The organism is Pseudomonas sp. LBUM1666 (assembly GCF_059695775.1).
Genome location: NZ_CP166789.1, coordinates 5,297,982 through 5,312,565, shown reverse-complemented (window position 1 = coordinate 5,312,565; position 14,584 = coordinate 5,297,982). Strand labels below are relative to the sequence as shown.

General features: G+C 59.6%; 15 protein-coding genes. 6 read left to right on the top strand and 9 right to left on the bottom strand.

Going from position 1 to position 14,584, the window contains the following annotated elements; all coding sequences use genetic code 11:
- Positions 1-3: 3 nt before the first annotated feature.
- The 4 genes from ACA056_RS24475 to dksA form a co-directional block, all read right to left on the bottom strand.
- Positions 4-2,958 (bottom strand): sensor histidine kinase, encoded by a 2,955-nt coding sequence (locus ACA056_RS24475; protein WP_176471621.1) that lies wholly within the window; start codon positions 2,956-2,958, stop codon positions 4-6.
- Positions 2,942-3,118 carry a hypothetical protein gene (locus ACA056_RS24470; RefSeq protein ID WP_003176118.1) on the bottom strand — a complete coding sequence of 59 codons (177 nt, stop codon included), beginning with the start codon at positions 3,116-3,118 and terminating at the stop codon, positions 2,942-2,944. The genes ACA056_RS24475 and ACA056_RS24470 overlap by 17 nt, the downstream gene beginning before the upstream one ends.
- 77 nt (positions 3,119-3,195) lie before the next feature.
- The gene (gene gluQRS / locus ACA056_RS24465) at positions 3,196-4,092 is read right to left on the bottom strand and encodes a tRNA glutamyl-Q(34) synthetase GluQRS (RefSeq protein ID WP_497268371.1); all 897 of its coding nucleotides are present in this window, start codon (positions 4,090-4,092) and stop codon (positions 3,196-3,198) included.
- 213 nt (positions 4,093-4,305) lie between these two features.
- The gene (gene dksA / locus ACA056_RS24460; protein WP_007902025.1) at positions 4,306-4,746 is read right to left on the bottom strand and encodes an RNA polymerase-binding protein DksA; all 441 of its coding nucleotides are present in this window, start codon (positions 4,744-4,746) and stop codon (positions 4,306-4,308) included.
- A 332-nt stretch (positions 4,747-5,078) separates the two neighbouring features.
- Here dksA and ACA056_RS24455 point away from each other — a divergent pair, with 332 nt between their 5' ends.
- Positions 5,079-6,251, top strand: a complete 1,173-nt coding sequence (locus ACA056_RS24455; protein WP_497268369.1) for a pyridoxal phosphate-dependent aminotransferase — start codon at positions 5,079-5,081, stop codon at positions 6,249-6,251.
- Entirely contained in the window at positions 6,251-6,964 is a 714-nt protein-coding gene (gene sfsA, locus ACA056_RS24450; protein WP_497268367.1) for a DNA/RNA nuclease SfsA, read from the top strand. The genes ACA056_RS24455 and sfsA overlap by 1 nt, the downstream gene beginning before the upstream one ends.
- Here the strand turns inward: sfsA and ACA056_RS24445 are convergent.
- Complete coding sequence (locus ACA056_RS24445) at positions 6,961-7,278, bottom strand: Rieske (2Fe-2S) protein (protein WP_461962523.1); 318 nt, start codon at positions 7,276-7,278, stop codon at positions 6,961-6,963. The two genes, sfsA and ACA056_RS24445, sit on opposite strands and share 4 nt — an antisense overlap.
- A 165-nt stretch (positions 7,279-7,443) precedes the next feature.
- On the opposite strand from ACA056_RS24445, the gene ACA056_RS24440 reads away from it, so the two are divergent.
- Genes ACA056_RS24440 through ACA056_RS24425 form a run of 4 tightly spaced genes read left to right on the top strand, consistent with a single transcriptional unit; the run spans position 7,444 to position 10,990 of the window.
- On the top strand, positions 7,444-8,316 hold the full coding sequence (locus tag ACA056_RS24440) for a heme/hemin ABC transporter substrate-binding protein (RefSeq protein WP_497268365.1): 873 nt from the start codon (positions 7,444-7,446) through the stop codon (positions 8,314-8,316).
- 50 nt (positions 8,317-8,366) lie between these two features.
- The gene (locus tag ACA056_RS24435; RefSeq protein WP_497273594.1) at positions 8,367-9,350 is read left to right on the top strand and encodes a FecCD family ABC transporter permease; all 984 of its coding nucleotides are present in this window, start codon (positions 8,367-8,369) and stop codon (positions 9,348-9,350) included.
- Entirely contained in the window at positions 9,350-10,117 is a 768-nt protein-coding gene (locus ACA056_RS24430) for a heme ABC transporter ATP-binding protein (RefSeq protein WP_497268363.1), read from the top strand. The genes ACA056_RS24435 and ACA056_RS24430 overlap by 1 nt, the downstream gene beginning before the upstream one ends.
- A 21-nt stretch (positions 10,118-10,138) precedes the next feature.
- A complete protein-coding gene (locus tag ACA056_RS24425) occupies positions 10,139-10,990 on the top strand; it encodes a ChaN family lipoprotein (protein ID WP_497268361.1) in 852 nt (283 codons plus the stop codon).
- Positions 10,991-11,223: 233 nt separating this feature from the next.
- On the opposite strand, the gene ACA056_RS24420 is transcribed toward ACA056_RS24425, so the two are convergent.
- From ACA056_RS24420 to ACA056_RS24405, 4 genes are all read right to left on the bottom strand, one after another.
- Positions 11,224-12,024: a Crp/Fnr family transcriptional regulator gene (locus ACA056_RS24420; RefSeq protein WP_497268359.1), complete on the bottom strand. Its 801-nt coding sequence runs from the start codon at positions 12,022-12,024 to the stop codon at positions 11,224-11,226.
- A gap of 15 nt (positions 12,025-12,039) precedes the next feature.
- Positions 12,040-12,312, bottom strand: a complete 273-nt coding sequence (locus tag ACA056_RS24415) for a TfoX/Sxy family protein (RefSeq protein ID WP_003228231.1) — start codon at positions 12,310-12,312, stop codon at positions 12,040-12,042.
- A gap of 245 nt (positions 12,313-12,557) precedes the next feature.
- The gene (locus ACA056_RS24410; protein WP_008015079.1) at positions 12,558-12,902 is read right to left on the bottom strand and encodes a pentapeptide repeat-containing protein; all 345 of its coding nucleotides are present in this window, start codon (positions 12,900-12,902) and stop codon (positions 12,558-12,560) included.
- A gap of 91 nt (positions 12,903-12,993) precedes the next feature.
- Complete coding sequence (locus ACA056_RS24405) at positions 12,994-14,550, bottom strand: bifunctional aminoglycoside phosphotransferase/ATP-binding protein (RefSeq protein ID WP_497268356.1); 1,557 nt, start codon at positions 14,548-14,550, stop codon at positions 12,994-12,996.
- Positions 14,551-14,584: the final 34 nt, after the last annotated feature.

The following is a 14,584-nucleotide window of genomic DNA, read 5'->3' as shown; positions in this document are numbered from 1 at the left end:
GTCTCAGTTCACAGCGGACGTCGCTTCGACATGACGCGGCAAGGTCACCCGGATACGGGTGCCGCGTTGGCTTTGAACATCAGCCGGGCTGTCGATGGTGATTTGTCCATAATGCTCTTCAACGATGGAATAGACCAGTGCAAGGCCCAGACCGGTGCCTTCGCCAGGATCCTTGGTGGTGAAGAAAGGTTCGAACAATCTATCCATGATGTTCTTCGGAATACCGCTGCCTTCGTCTTCCACGATCAAGTCGACCGTGTGTTCGCCGGCTTCGCTTTTGACCCGCACCGCACTGCCGGGAGGCGAGGCGTCGCGGGCGTTTGAGAGCAGGTTGATCAGTACTTGTGCAAGCCGCTGCGGGTCGCCTTCGACCCAGTGATCGGGATCGCACAGGTTGTAGAACTGCACTTCGAAATTGCGTCGGTTCAGGGCCAGCAAACCGATGGCATCCTGAGCCACTTCCGCCAGACAGACGGGCTCGTCGCTGTGCTGATGACTGCCGGCGTGGGCGAAGCTCATCAGCGACTGAACGATGCGCGACACGCGCTTGGTCTGCTCCAGGATCTGCCCGCTGATTTCCTTTAGTTCGCTGTCTTCTTCGCGCTCTTCGCGCAGGTTCTGCGCCAGGCAGGCAATGCCGGTGATCGGGTTGCCGATTTCATGGGCCACGCCGGCGGCGAGTCGGCCGATGCTGGCCAGACGCTCGGAGTGCACCAGTTTGTCTTCGAGCATCTGGGTTTCGGTCAGGTCTTCCACCAGTAGAACCAGGCCGCTATTACCCGGGGCCAGCGGTTCATCGATCGCCGCTTTGTGCAGGTTCAGCCAGCGGGTCTGACCGTCGAGGGCCAGATGCTGTTTGTGTAAATGCTCGTCTGGCAGGTTGATGAAGCCTTGCAGCAGCTCTTTCCATGGATCGGCAATGGTGCTCAGCCGCGAACCGACCACGCGCTGTGCGGCAATTCCGGTCAGCTCCTCCATGGCCTTGTTCCACATGAGGATTTCCTGATCCTTGGCCAGCGAGCAAACGCCCATTGGCAACTCCTGCAAGGTCTGGCGGTGATAGCGGCGCAGGGCATCGAGTTCGGCGGCAAGCCCGGTCAGGCGCGAGTGGTAATCCTCGAGGCGACTTTCGATGAAGTGGATGTCTTCGGTGACGTAGTTTTCGCCACCGGCCTTATAAGGCAGGAATGTCTCGACCATGTCCTGAGCCACACTCGGCCCCATCAAGCCGGAAAGGTTGGCTTCGATGCGGTCGCGCAATCGGCGCAAGGCGTAAGGCCGGCGCTCATCGAAAGGCAGATAGAGGTCACGCAGAGCCTGTTCGACTTCTTTCTGCGCAGCCTTGGCGCCCAAGGGTTTTGCAAGCTGCGTGGCAAATTCCTGGGGTGAGGCGGCGTGCAGTTCGCGGCGTTGCGGACGGCGCACGTTGTCCACGGCGCAGGCTTCGGCGGCGCTGGCCTCCTCGCTGCTGGCGTTGGTGAACAGCGAGATCAGGGTGAACATCAGCACGTTGGCCGCCAGCGAGGCGATCGCCGCCATGTGCCAGCTGGTGTCGTCCAGCACGTAGATCATGTTCAGCAGTGGAATGTAGAAACCCTGAAGATTTCCCACCAGTGGCAGCAGCATGGTCACCAGCCATACCAGAATCCCCGCGAGCAAACCGGCGATGAAACCGCGGCGGTTGGCGGTCGGCCAGTACAGTACCGACAGCACGCCCGGCAGGAACTGCAGGGTGGCGACGAAGGCGACGATGCCCAGATTCGCCAGATCCTGTTCCGCGCCCAGCAGCAGGTAGAAACCGTAACCGGCCATGATGATCGCGACGATCAGCCCCCGGCGGGTCCATTTCAGCCAGCGGTAGATATTGCCTTCGGCCGGCGGCTGATAGAGCGGCAGTACCAAATGGTTCAGCGCCATCCCGGACAGGGCCAGGGTGGTGACGATGATCAAACCGCTGGCCGCCGACAATCCGCCGATATAGGCCAATAGCGCCAAAGCCTTGCTGTTGGCCGCGATACCAATGCCGAGCGTGAAGTATTCCGGGTTGGTGGTGGCGCCGAGTTTGAGTCCGGCCCAGAGAATCAGCGGTACCGCCAGGCTCATCAACAGCAGGAACAGCGGCAAGCCCCAGCTCGCACTGACCAACGAGCGCGGGTTGAGGTTTTCGGTAAACGTCATGTGGTACATGTGCGGCATCACGATCGCCGAAGCGAAGAACACCAGCAGCAATGTGCGCCATGGGCCTTCCTGCAATGGCGTGTGCAAAGCGGCGAGGGCGGTCTGGTTTTGCAGTAGCCACAGTTCCAGCTGTTGCGGGCCGTCGAACACGCCGTACAGCGCATATAGACCAACGCCGCCGATGGCGATCAGTTTGATCACCGACTCGAAGGCGATCGCGAACACCAGGCCTTCGTGTTTCTCGCGGGTGGCGATGTGGCGGGAGCCAAAGAAGATGGTGAACAGTGTGATCAGCGCGCAGAAGCTCAGGGCCACGCGATGTTGTACCGGCTCGCGGGTGAGGATGCCGATGGAGTCGGCCACCGCCTGAATCTGCAATGCCAGCAACGGCAGCACACCAATCAGCATGAAGATCGTGGTCAGTGCGCCGGCCCAGGTGCTGCGAAAGCGGAAGGCGAACAGATCGGCCAGCGACGACAGCTGATACGTGCGGGTGATCTTCAGAATCGGATACAACAGCACCGGCGCCAGCAGGAATGCACCGGACACCCCGAGGTAACTGGACAAGAAGCCGTAGCCGTATTGATAGGCCAGGCCCACCGTGCCGTAAAACGCCCACGCACTGGCGTAAACGCCCAACGACAGGGTGTACGTCAGCGGGTGGCGAATGATCGCCCGGGGGATCATGCCCCGTTCGCTGACCCAGGCTACGCCGAACAGCACCGCCAGGTACGCGGCGCTGATCAGGATCATCTGGGTCAGGCTAAAGCTCATCGGCATCTTTTTGGCTCTGCAGAATGAAGGTCACGACGATCAGAATCAGCCAGAGCAGATAAGGGCGATACCAGGCGCCAGTGGCGTCGATCCACCAATCCATGATGGCCGGGGAGAACAGATAAATCCCCACTACCAGGAGCAGGACCAAGCGATAGATGTACATCCCGGCCTCTCTTTTTTATGCGCGTGCCCGAAAACGTGCGGCGATGGTAACGGATGGGCGCGCCACTGCAAGTGTGATCACTGTAGTTGTGCTTCGGGCAGGTTGAGTGTGCGCGGGATCAACAATGCATCCCAGTGGGCAATGCCCCAGTTCAACACTTCCCGTGGGGTGGCGTAAGCCAGTTCGGCACCGGGGTTTTGCCCCAATGCGCGCAACGCACGCAGCAACAAAGGGGTTGCCTGATCTTCGGTCAACGGCGGCGAGCGGTAGGACTTGCCGAGTTTGTTGCCATCGGGCTGGGTAATCAGCGGGATGTGTAGATAACGCGGTTGCGGCAGGCCAAGCAGTTCCTGTAAGTAGAGCTGGCGGGGGGTGGAGTCGAGCAGGTCGGCGCCACGGACGATATCGGTGATGCCTTGCCAGGCGTCGTCCAGCACTACCGCCAGTTGATAGGCGTAGAGCCCATCGCGGCGACGGATCACGAAATCGCCGACCTCCCGGCCCAGGTGTTGGCGGTATTCGCCTTGCACCCGGTCGATGAAGTGGTATTCCAGCTCGGGGACGCGCAGGCGAATCGCAGCATCTTTAGTGTCATGACCGGCGTTGCGGCACAGCCCCGGATAAATCCCGTGATAGGGCGCAAGTGTTTTGCGTGAACAGGTGCAAGCGTAGGCCAGGCCGTGATTGAACAGGCGATTAAGGACTTCGGCGTAGGCATCGTGCCGGTCACTCTGTCGGACCATTTCGCCATCCCACTCGAAACCGTAGCTTTCCAGCGCCTTGAGAATGGCCGCTTGAGCACCGGGCTCTTCCCGTGGCGGATCGAGATCCTCCATGCGCATCAGCCAACGGCCACCCACCGAGCGCGCGTCGAGGTACGAGGCCAGCGCTGCGACCAGCGAACCGAAATGCAGATGTCCACTGGGCGTGGGGGCGAAGCGCCCGATGTAGGTGGGGGAGGCGATGGCGGTCATGGCTGGATATTACTTTGTAGGCGCCTGATAAGCGCACGGCTTGATACCGCTATCGCGAGCAAGCTCACTCCCACATTTGATCTGCGGCGTTCACAAATCCAGTGTGGGAGCGAGCTTGCTCGCGATGGCGATCTTAAATTCACAGCAGGTATCAGCAAATATCAGAAACAAAAACGGAGCGTTCGCACGCTCCGTTTTTCGTTCAAGTCGAGATTACTTGCCGACTTGCTTTTCCTTGATTTCCGCCAGGGTCTTGCAATCAACGCACATGTCGGCGGTAGGGCGGGCTTCCAGTCGCTTAACGCCAATTTCGACGCCGCAGGACTCGCACCAGCCATATTCTTCGTCTTCGATCAGTTGCAGCGTCTTGTCGATCTTCTTGATCAACTTGCGCTCACGGTCGCGGGCGCGCAATTCAAGGCTGAATTCTTCTTCCTGGCTGGCACGGTCTGCCGGGTCAGGGAAGTTGGCCGCTTCGTCTTTCATGTGATCAACCGTACGGTCGACTTCCTGCATCAAGTCCTGTTTCCACTTATTCAGGATCTTGGTGAAGTGAGCGCGCATGGGCTTGCCCATGTATTCCTCGCCCTTTACTTCTTTGTAGGGTTCGAAACCGCTGATCGACTGGTTTTGCTGCTTTGCTTGGGTGGGCATGAAATGGACCGCCTCTACTCTTGTAATCCATTGCGCAGGATTGCTCCATCACCGACACCTGCCGGCCCTGCGGCTGCAAGCGGGCGAACTTACCAGATCAAATCGGACCGCGCTACTCCCGGATGTCGAGGTAGTGGCCCGCGGTGCTTGCAAATGATTGCAAAGCCTAGTCTGGCGGCGCTGGAGACCTGATCAATTATTGATTTTAGTCAAACCTGGGACACTCGCTTGAGTCGTTTGAGTTCGGAGTTATTAGGGTCTGACCGCTTTAGGTTCTCGCTCGTTCCTGCGCTTGGGTAGAATCAGTTTTTTTCCCCGTTGAAGGAAGGCTAATGGCTCAGCCCTACAGTGCCCGCAGTCGCGCGATCGAACCTTTCCATGTCATGGCGTTGCTGGCGCGGGCCAATGAACTGCAAGCCGCTGGCCACGACGTGATCCACCTGGAAATCGGCGAGCCCGACTTCACCACCGCCGAGCCGATCATTCAGGCCGGCCAGGCCGCATTGACGGCGGGGAAGACCCGTTACACCGCCGCGCGTGGCATTCCCGAGTTGCGTGAGGCCATTTCCGGCTTTTATCAGCAACGTTACGGTTTGAACATTGACCCGCAGCGAATCCTCATCACGCCTGGCGGTTCTGGTGCGCTGCTGCTGGCCAGCGCCTTGTTGGTGGATCCGGGCAAGCACTGGCTGCTGGCGGACCCAGGCTATCCCTGCAACCGGCATTTCCTGCGGTTGGTGGAAGGCGCGGCGCAGCTTGTTCCTGTCGGTCCGGACGTGCGCTATCAACTGACGCCGGACCTGATTGCACGCCATTGGGACCACGACAGCGTCGGCGCCCTGGTGGCGTCGCCAGCGAACCCGACCGGGACGATCCTGACCCGCGATGAACTGGCGGGCCTGTCGGCCGCAATCAAGGAGCGCCACGGTCATCTGGTGGTGGACGAGATCTATCACGGTCTGACCTACGGCACTGATGCGGCCAGCGTGCTGGAAGTCGATGACAGTGCCTTTGTGCTGAATAGTTTTTCCAAATATTTCGGGATGACCGGTTGGCGCCTGGGTTGGCTGGTGGCGCCGGAAGCGGCGGTCGGTGAGCTGGAAAAACTCGCCCAGAACCTCTATATCAGCGCCCCTAGCATGGCTCAGCACGCCGCTCTGGCCTGCTTTGAACCGGCGACGATCAGCATTCTGGAAGAACGTCGCGCCGAATTCGGCCGTCGTCGGGATTTCCTGCTGCCAGCCCTGCGAGAGCTGGGCTTTGGTATCGCGGTTGAACCTGAAGGCGCGTTCTACTTGTATGCCGATATCAGCAAGTTCGGCGGCGATGCCTTCGCGTTCTGCAGACATTTCCTCGAAACTGAACACGTGGCGATTACTCCTGGTCTGGACTTCGGTCGTTATCAGGCAGGCCACCATGTGCGGTTTGCCTACACCCAAAGTCTTCCGCGCTTACAGGAAGCGGTCGAGCGGATTGAGCGCGGCTTGAAGAGCTGGCAAGGCTGATGCGTTTTCATCCTCCCCTCGAAGAAGGCCGTTTGATTCGTCGTTACAAGCGTTTTCTCGCCGATATCGAAACCGTTAGCGGCGAGTTGCTGACCATTCACTGCCCGAACACTGGCTCGATGCTCAATTGCCAGGTCGAAGGCGGGCAGGTCTGGTTCAGCCGTTCCAACGACCCCAAGCGCAAGTTGCCGGGTACCTGGGAAATCGGCGAAACGCCGCAGGGGCGCTTGTTTTGTGTGAACACCGGGCGGGCCAACGGCTTGATCGAAGAAGCATTGCGAGCCGGCGTCATCACCGAATTGAACGGCTTTACAGAACTGAAGCGCGAAGTGGCCTACGGTCAGGAGAGCAGTCGCATCGATTTCCGCCTCGATTACCCGAGCGGGCCGGCATATGTAGAAGTCAAAAGTGTCACTCTGGGCTTCGATGGCTCATCAGTAGCGGCATTTCCCGATGCAGTGACCCAGCGCGGGGCCAAGCATTTGCGCGAATTAGCGCATTTGGCCCGCGACGGAATTCGTGCTGTGCAGTTGTATTGCGTCAATCTCACCGGCATCGACGCCGTGCGTCCTGCAGAAGAAATCGATTCGGCCTACGCCGCAGCTTTGCGTGAGGCGGTGTCGTGCGGGGTCGAGGTGCTGGCGTATGGCGTGCACTTGACCCACGAAGAAATGCTGGTCAATCGGCATCTTGAGGTGTTGCTCAACGGCTAAAGACTGACCCAGATCCCTTGCTCGTCTTCGCGGCAAACGACTGTGGTCAGGGACTGCCCGGCACAAGGGCCGGCGACGCATTCGCCGTCTTCGATCAGAAACAGTGCGCCGTGGGTCGCGCACTGGATCAGGCTGTTGCTGGGGTCGAGAAACTGGTCGGGCTTCCATTCCAGTCCCACGCCACGGTGCGGGCAGCGATTGATGTAGACGTAAACCTGGCCGCCACGGCGCACGGCAAAGAGCTTCTGGCCGTCGATGTCGAAACCGCGACTGCTGGCATCGGCCAGCTCAACGCCTGCACAAAGAAACTTCATGTCTATCCTCAAGTCCTGCGGCTCGTGACTGGATATGTCCGAGCTTGACGTTCAAATGCAAACAATTATCAAATGGCCGCCTTGCCCTTCGGTTCAGATGCCAGGCGCCAAGGATACGTGGCCTGTCATTTCAATGCCCGGGAAAACCCTTAAAGGAAGCTGTTTATGCGCCTGAGTACCCGCGTTGCTGCGCTCTGTGTCGGACTCCTCGTCAGCCACCACGCCGCAGCGGCCGAGATGCCACAACGTTGGGTCAGTGCCGGTGGTGCTTTGTCGGAGTGGATCAGCGCGCTGGGCGGTGAATCGAAACTGGTGGGTGTCGACACCACCAGTCAGCACCCGGACTCGCTCAAGGCATTGCCGAGTATCGGGTATCAGCGGCAATTGTCGGCGGAGGGCATCTTGAGCTTACGCCCACAGATATTGGTCGGCACCGAGGAAATGGGACCGCCACCGGTACTTTCGCAGGTTCGCAGTGCGGGCGTGCAGGTCGAACTGTTCTCGGCCCAGCCGGATCTGCCGACGTTGCAGGGTAATTTGCAGCATTTGGGCAAGCTACTCGGCGCTGAAGATAAGGCCTCACAATTGTTTCAGGCATATCAACAGCAACTCGATCAGCAAAAAATCCGGGTCACTCGGGCGCAGTTGAAAGAAAAATCGCCGGGCGTGCTGTTGTTGCTTGGCCATGCGGGCGGCAAACCGCTCATCGCCGGCAAGGACACTGCCGCCGATTGGTTGCTGCAACAGGCCGGTGGGCACAATCTGGCCACGCATACCGGCTACAAACCCTTTTCTGTCGAATCCCTGGTCAGTCTGGATCCTGAGGTGCTGGTGTTTGCCGATCGTGCGCTGAGCGGCGATGCGGCTCGTGCGGCCTTGTTCAAGGAGAACCCGATCCTGTCCTCGACCCGCGCGGCCAAGGACGGGCGAGTCATTGAGCTTGATCCGACCTTGTTGGTGGGGGGCTTGGGGCCGCGGCTACCCGATGCGTTGAAAAAACTGTCTGACGCTTTCTACCCCGGTTCGACTGGCCAATGACCATCCTGGTTAAACCCCGTGCTTTATTCATTGGTCTGATTCTGCTGTGTTTGCTGGCCATCTGGCTGTCGCTGGCGCTTGGGCCCGTGAGCTTGCCGTTGTTCGATACCTTGCGTGCAGCGTTGCGGCTGGTGGGAGTGCCGATCGCGCCCGATGGGCTTGAGCAGGCCGAGCTGATCCTCGGGCAGATTCGCTTGCCGAGAACCTTGTTGGGTTTGGCCGTGGGAGGGGTGTTGGCATTGTCCGGTGTGGCGATGCAGGGGTTGTTTCGTAATCCTCTGGCCGATCCGGGGCTGGTCGGCGTCTCCAGCGGTGCGGCATTGGGCGCGGCAATTGCGATCGTCGGTGGTTCTCTGTTCGGCGGTCTGCCTGAATCCTTCGGGCCGTATCTGTTATCGCTGTGCGCGTTTCTCGGCGGGCTCGGCGTGACGGCATTGGTGTATCGACTGGGCCGGCGCAACGGGCAGACCCATGTCGCGACCATGCTGCTGGCCGGTATAGCGTTGACTGCGCTGGCCGGCTCCGCCGTGGGGCTGTTCACCTATCTGGCGGATGACGCGACGCTGCGCACCCTGACGTTCTGGAACCTGGGCAGCCTCAATGGCGCCAGCTATTCGCGGCTCTGGCCGTTACTGCTGATCAGTGCGGGCGTGGCACTGTGGCTGCCGCGCCGGGCCAAGGCCTTGAATGCGTTGTTGCTGGGTGAGTCGGAGGCTGGACACCTGGGCATCGACGTCGAAGGGCTCAAGCGCGAATTGGTGTTTTGCACGGCGTTGGGTGTCGGTGCCGCGGTGGCCGCGGCGGGGATGATCGGGTTTGTGGGTTTGGTGGTGCCGCATCTGGTGCGATTGCTGGCAGGCCCCGATCATCGTGTGCTGTTGCCAGCGTCAGTATTGGCGGGGGCCAGCCTTTTGTTGTTTGCCGATCTGGTGGCGCGACTGGCCCTGGCGCCGGCCGAATTGCCGATCGGGATCGTCACGGCTTTCATCGGTGCGCCGTTCTTTCTGTATTTATTGCTCAGAGGGCGTGCCTGATGTTGCGAACGCAAAATCTGCAAATCCGTAGGGGCCGAAAGATTGTCCTGACGGACATCACACTTGAGCTCAAACCGGGCGAAGTCCTCGGTGTGCTGGGACCTAACGGCGCCGGTAAAAGCACCTTGCTCGGCGCCTTGTGCGGCGAGTTAAAGGCTCATCATGGCAGCGTCTGGCTCGACGAGCGTGAGTTGAGCGATTGGGCGGGGACGTCGCGAGCGCAGCGTTTGGCGGTATTGCCGCAGGTGTCCACCCTGGACTTCGCCTTTCGTGTCGAAGAAGTGGTCGGCATGGGCCGCTTGCCGCATCAAAGCGGTCGGGTCCGCGATGACGAGATTGTTGCCGCCGCGTTGCAGGCTGCCGATGCCGGGCATTTGAGTGGTCGCAGCTATCTGGCCTTGTCCGGTGGCGAACGTCAGCGGGTGCATCTGGCGCGGGTTCTGGCGCAGCTCTGGCCGGGCGAAGCGGGGCAAACGTTGTTGCTCGATGAGCCAACGTCGATGCTCGACCCGCTTCATCAGCACACCACGTTGCAAGCCGTACGCGAGTTCGCCAATCGTGGCGCGGCGGTGCTGGTGATCCTGCATGATCTGAACCTGGCAGCGCGCTATTGTGATCGCCTGTTACTGCTCGAAGGCGGGCGCCCTGTGGCGCTCGATACACCGGAGCAGGTGTTGCGCCCGGAGCCACTCAAGGCCGTGTTCGGGCTGGAAGTGCTGGTGCAGCAGCACCCGGAGCGTGGGCATCCGCTGATCATCGCCCGCTGAGTTTTTTTATGGGGTGGAAACATGCGTGGGATTTTGATGCTGGCCTTGCTGATGCTGAGTGCCTGTCAGCATGTTTCGACTCCGCCGCCGGTTGTCGGCGAGATCCGGGACTTGCGCAGCGGTCAGGTCCTCACGGCAGAGGAACTGGTTGAACGGTTGGAGAGGCCGTCACGGCTGATCGTGGGCGAGCAACATGACAATCGCGATCACCATGAACTGCAGTTGTGGTTATTGCAGTCGCTGGGTGAACGGCGAGCTCAAGGCAGTCTGCTGCTGGAAATGCTCACGCCGGATCAACAGCTGCGCGTCGATGATGTTCGTCACGCCTCGACACCACCAGCGGATTTACCCGGTGCATTAGCCTGGCAGTCTGGTTGGGACTGGAATCTGTACGGGCCGATCGTTCGTTTCGCCCTGACCCAGCAATACCCGCTGCTGGCTGCCAATCTGGACACGCTTGAAGTCCGTGCCGTTTACGCCAATCCTCCGACATTGAGCGGTTCGCTTTCCAACGAAGCTTCAGTGAAGGATGAGTTGCTGAAGCAAGTCAGCGACTCCCACTGTGGCCTGCTGCCAAAATCGCAGATGCCGGCGATGCTGGCGGTCCAGCAGCAACGTGACCGACGGATGGCCGAGCGCTTGCTGGCTGCTCCTACGCCTTCACTGCTGTTTGCCGGTGCTTACCATGCGCGCAAGGATGTCGGCGTGCCGATTCATGTGCTTGATCTGGGAGAACCTCAAGCGCCTGCGGTGCTGATGCTGGCGGAGCAGGGTAGCGAGGTCACACCGGCGATGGCTGATTACGTCTGGTACACGCCTGCCACGCCGCCCCAGGATTACTGCGCGCAAATGCGTAAGCAATTTGGCAAGTGATCTAACGACTTTTCTCCAGGCAAAAAAAGACCCGGCAAGAGCCGGGTCAAATAACCGTGATTAGCCTGATGAGGAGATATCTGAGAGTCCGAACCAAGGGCTTTTCAAATATCGACCAGTCTCGCGACCAGTTGTGATAATCATAGCGATTCTCATTACCAAGTCAACCGCTGATTTCTCAATTATTTGAAATGCGCTGTCGGTATGCGGAAAACGCCCGTAACCATTGGGTTTCAGCCTGTGCGGTTGAGCGAGCTCAGCTGAATGATCTGCTTGTTCAGCAGATCAATGCGTCGGGCCATACTCTCGATCAGGCTGTGGGCGATCTTCGGATTGCTTTGGGTCAGGCTGAGAAACTGATCCTTGGGGATCAGCATGACAGTGCTGGGTTCGCTGGTGATCACGCTGGCGTTACGCTTCTCGCCAGTGAACACCGCCATGGCGCCAAAAATCTCGTCCTTGGGTACATTGCCGACTTTATGCCCGTCGACAAAGGCTTCGGCGTGGCCATCAATGATGACGAATACGTGATCCGCGTCTTCGCCCTGATGGATCAACACTTCGCCACTGGCTACGCGCTGAAAACCATTGGTGCTTCGAAACTCGGGTTGTTTCAGGCGGGCGAGTGCGTCGGACAGCAGGGCGGACTGACCGGCCATGTATTGAAGAAACAACTCCGAACGCTCCGGGTCGGCGTAGATATGCTGAAAAACCTCGGAGCGCAGATAAGGCGTCAGTGCCAAGGGGCTATCGCTGCGAAAGCGGCAACGCGGCAGTTCCGTGCCCTGGCGCAAGCCGATCAGATCTCCCTCGTGCAGATAGAACAATGCCCGATCGTCGATGCATCCATGCAGCAGGCCATTGTCCAGCACAAACAGTTGATCGCCGGGTAACAGGACGGCCAGATCATCGACGGCTGAAAATTCCAGGCTCGGTCCGCAGGGCATCAAACCTTCCAGCAGCCGGACGGGAATATGTTGCAGTCGGTTGATCAGCGCGTCGGCGTAAGCCGGTTGTTCCCCAAGTAGGTACATGGCTGCTGCGTCCGTTCAGTTCTTGTGACGTGACGAGATAGCTTCCAGCTGTTTGTTCAAGGCGTCCTTGCGCTCGGCGGGAATGTCGTTCCAGTGCACATCCATCAGGGCACCTTCGATGGCATACAACAACACTTTGGACGCCCGAAACCCGCGCGTACGCACGGCCCGATAAGCATCCACCGCCCCCAGGCGACGCAAGTCCGAGGCGCTGTGGATGCCCACGGCATGCAGCCACTGCGCCGACGTCTTGCCAAGATTCTTCAGGTGCTGCAGTTCATCATTCATCAAGCCTCCTTGCGACGGCCGAACGGTGCGTGGGCGAGCTTCTCAGGAGTGTAGCCATCAGTAGGAAAAGCGTGATTGTTTGGTCGGTTTCGACGCAAAAGCTTCTAAGAGGCGAAGCCCCGAAGCGGCGTGAAAGTCCGCGAGAGCGGTAGGAAGAGAGGGCGGTGGAATCAGGTTTCCAGGCGAAATATGCCCAGCGTTCAGCGCAAAGCGGGGGCGCCGAACGGGTCAGTTAAAAGTCGCTTTTAGCGGGTGCGATAACGCAGGCGTGTACCGAAATTCATCGACATCAGGATCTCGTCAGCACTCAGCTCTGGCGGGAAGTAGGCGCCGGAGATCTGTGCGTGAGCAAGGCTCGCGCCTTCCAGGGAGGCGTTGCGAAAGTCGATGCCGCGCAAGTCGGCGGAACGGAAATAGGCATCGGTAAAGTCGACGCCGTCGGCGTTCAGTTCACGCAGGTCCAGACCCCGGAAATCGCCACCGACCATGTCGATAGGTCCGTCTTTTGGGCGCTCGTTGTTGAAGCCAGTGATGTCGTCTTTGTGCAGCAACGCATAAAGTGGGGTGTCGAGAAGTTTCGGCTGGCTCATGGCAGATCACCTGTTGGTTTTATGGCGCCATTATAGTGCCACTATTTGGCAGCCGTGAAGCCGGCGAAGGCTTCACGGCTGAAATAGTTTCTTACAGGCCCGGCAGGCGCTGGCGAATCTGTGCAACGACTGTGTCGAGGGTTCCGCTTTCATTGGTTTGAACGCGTTTGCTGCAGAGAATCTCTGCTGGCGTCAGGGCCTCACGGGAGGCCTGCTGGGCTTCGATCACGGTCAGGTTGGCGTCGGATGGGTCCTTTTTGTCTGCCTGACGCAGGGCCAGCCAGCTCTCGATCACCGCTTGCGGCGCATTGCAGTCGAGGATCAGGAATGGCGCGCCGGTGGCTTCGGCGATTTTCGCTGCGCCGTCACGCTGGTCGCGTTTGAGGTACGTCGCATCGACTACCACCGGGAAACCAGCACGCAGGATCACCGCGGCAACTTCATGCAGCCGGGTGTAAGTGGCGGCACTGGCGTCGGCGCTATAAATGCCGGCCTGAGGGTCGTTTGGCACGGTTTGCTCGCCGAACAGACGTTTGCGCTCTACATCGGAACGCAGGCGAATGGCGCCCAACGCTTCCACCAGGCGCATGGCCACGTGGCTCTTGCCGACGGCAGAAACACCGTGGGTGATGGCCATGAAACGCGAAGGAATGGTGCTGTAGCTTTCCGCCAGGTTGGCGTAATTGCGGTACTGACGCAGGGTGGTGGCTCGCTGCACCGGGTCGGCCTCGGCCGGCATGCTGAACAGGCTGACCTTGGCGCGAACCAGTGCGCGGTAGGCTTTATAGAAGTTCAGCAACTCAAGGCCCTGGTAATCGCCGGTCAATTCCAGGTATTGGCTGATGAAGCGGCGCGCCAGACTCTTCAGGCCACGGTCTTCCAGGTCCATCGCCAGGAAGCCAGTGTCGGCATAAACGTCGGTGAAGCGGAACGGTTCGTTGAACTCGATGCAGTCGAAGATCACGACCTTGCCGTCGATCACGGTGGCGTTGCCCAGGTGGATGTCACCGTGGCATTCACGGATGAAGCCGTCGGTCTTGCGCTGGGCGAACAGTGGCTTGAGGCGTTCGAAGCTGCTTTCGGCCCAGGCCTGCAGCGCATCCAGTTGCAGCAGATCGGCCTTGTCGCTGAGGAACGGGCGGATCTGTTCGAAGTTCTGGCGTACCGGTGCCATCACGCTGTCCGGCGTACCGGCTTCGTGTTCGGCAGGCACTTTCGGTGCGCTGAGGTGGAATTGGGCGATCTGCGCGGCCATCTCGTCGATGTGCAAGGGGGTCAATTCGCCGTTGGCTTGCAGCGTGCTGAGCAGCTGGCTCTGTGGGAATTGACGCATCTTCAGTGCGTAATCGACGACCGGGCCCTCGCCGCCCAGTTGTGGGGCGTCGGCGCTGCCGGTGATTGGCAACACTTCGAGATACAAATCGTTGGTCAGGCGCTGGTTAAGACGCAGCTCTTCCCCGCAAAAATGCTTGCGAGCGTCGAGGTTGGTGAAATCCAGGAAGCCGAAATTCACTGGCTTCTTCACTTTATAAGCAAAGGGGCCGGTGAGGATTACCCAGGAAATATGGGTTTCGATGACCTGGAACCCGTCTACGGGATGCGGGTAGAGGGCCGGGTTTTGCAGGGCAGCGATCAGGGACTGGCTCACAGGCGATCCTTCAGAGTCTGGAGAAAATTCACGG

What these genes read in the sequence shown, in the direction of transcription:
- ACA056_RS24475 (WP_176471621.1), bottom strand. Translation starts at nt 2,958, where the DNA reads ATGCCGATGAGCTTTAGCCTGACCCAGATGATCCTGATCAGCGCCGCG.
- ACA056_RS24470 (WP_003176118.1), bottom strand. Translation starts at nt 3,118, where the DNA reads ATGTACATCTATCGCTTGGTCCTGCTCCTGGTAGTGGGGATTTATCTG.
- gluQRS (WP_497268371.1), bottom strand. Translation starts at nt 4,092, where the DNA reads ATGACCGCCATCGCCTCCCCCACCTACATCGGGCGCTTCGCCCCCACG.
- dksA (WP_007902025.1), bottom strand. Translation starts at nt 4,746, where the DNA reads ATGCCCACCCAAGCAAAGCAGCAAAACCAGTCGATCAGCGGTTTCGAA.
- ACA056_RS24455 (WP_497268369.1), top strand. Translation starts at nt 5,079, where the DNA reads ATGGCTCAGCCCTACAGTGCCCGCAGTCGCGCGATCGAACCTTTCCAT.
- sfsA (WP_497268367.1), top strand. Translation starts at nt 6,251, where the DNA reads ATGCGTTTTCATCCTCCCCTCGAAGAAGGCCGTTTGATTCGTCGTTAC.
- ACA056_RS24445 (WP_461962523.1), bottom strand. Translation starts at nt 7,278, where the DNA reads ATGAAGTTTCTTTGTGCAGGCGTTGAGCTGGCCGATGCCAGCAGTCGC.
- ACA056_RS24440 (WP_497268365.1), top strand. Translation starts at nt 7,444, where the DNA reads ATGCGCCTGAGTACCCGCGTTGCTGCGCTCTGTGTCGGACTCCTCGTC.
- ACA056_RS24430 (WP_497268363.1), top strand. Translation starts at nt 9,350, where the DNA reads ATGTTGCGAACGCAAAATCTGCAAATCCGTAGGGGCCGAAAGATTGTC.
- ACA056_RS24425 (WP_497268361.1), top strand. Translation starts at nt 10,139, where the DNA reads ATGCGTGGGATTTTGATGCTGGCCTTGCTGATGCTGAGTGCCTGTCAG.
- ACA056_RS24420 (WP_497268359.1), bottom strand. Translation starts at nt 12,024, where the DNA reads ATGTACCTACTTGGGGAACAACCGGCTTACGCCGACGCGCTGATCAAC.
- ACA056_RS24415 (WP_003228231.1), bottom strand. Translation starts at nt 12,312, where the DNA reads ATGAATGATGAACTGCAGCACCTGAAGAATCTTGGCAAGACGTCGGCG.
- ACA056_RS24410 (WP_008015079.1), bottom strand. Translation starts at nt 12,902, where the DNA reads ATGAGCCAGCCGAAACTTCTCGACACCCCACTTTATGCGTTGCTGCAC.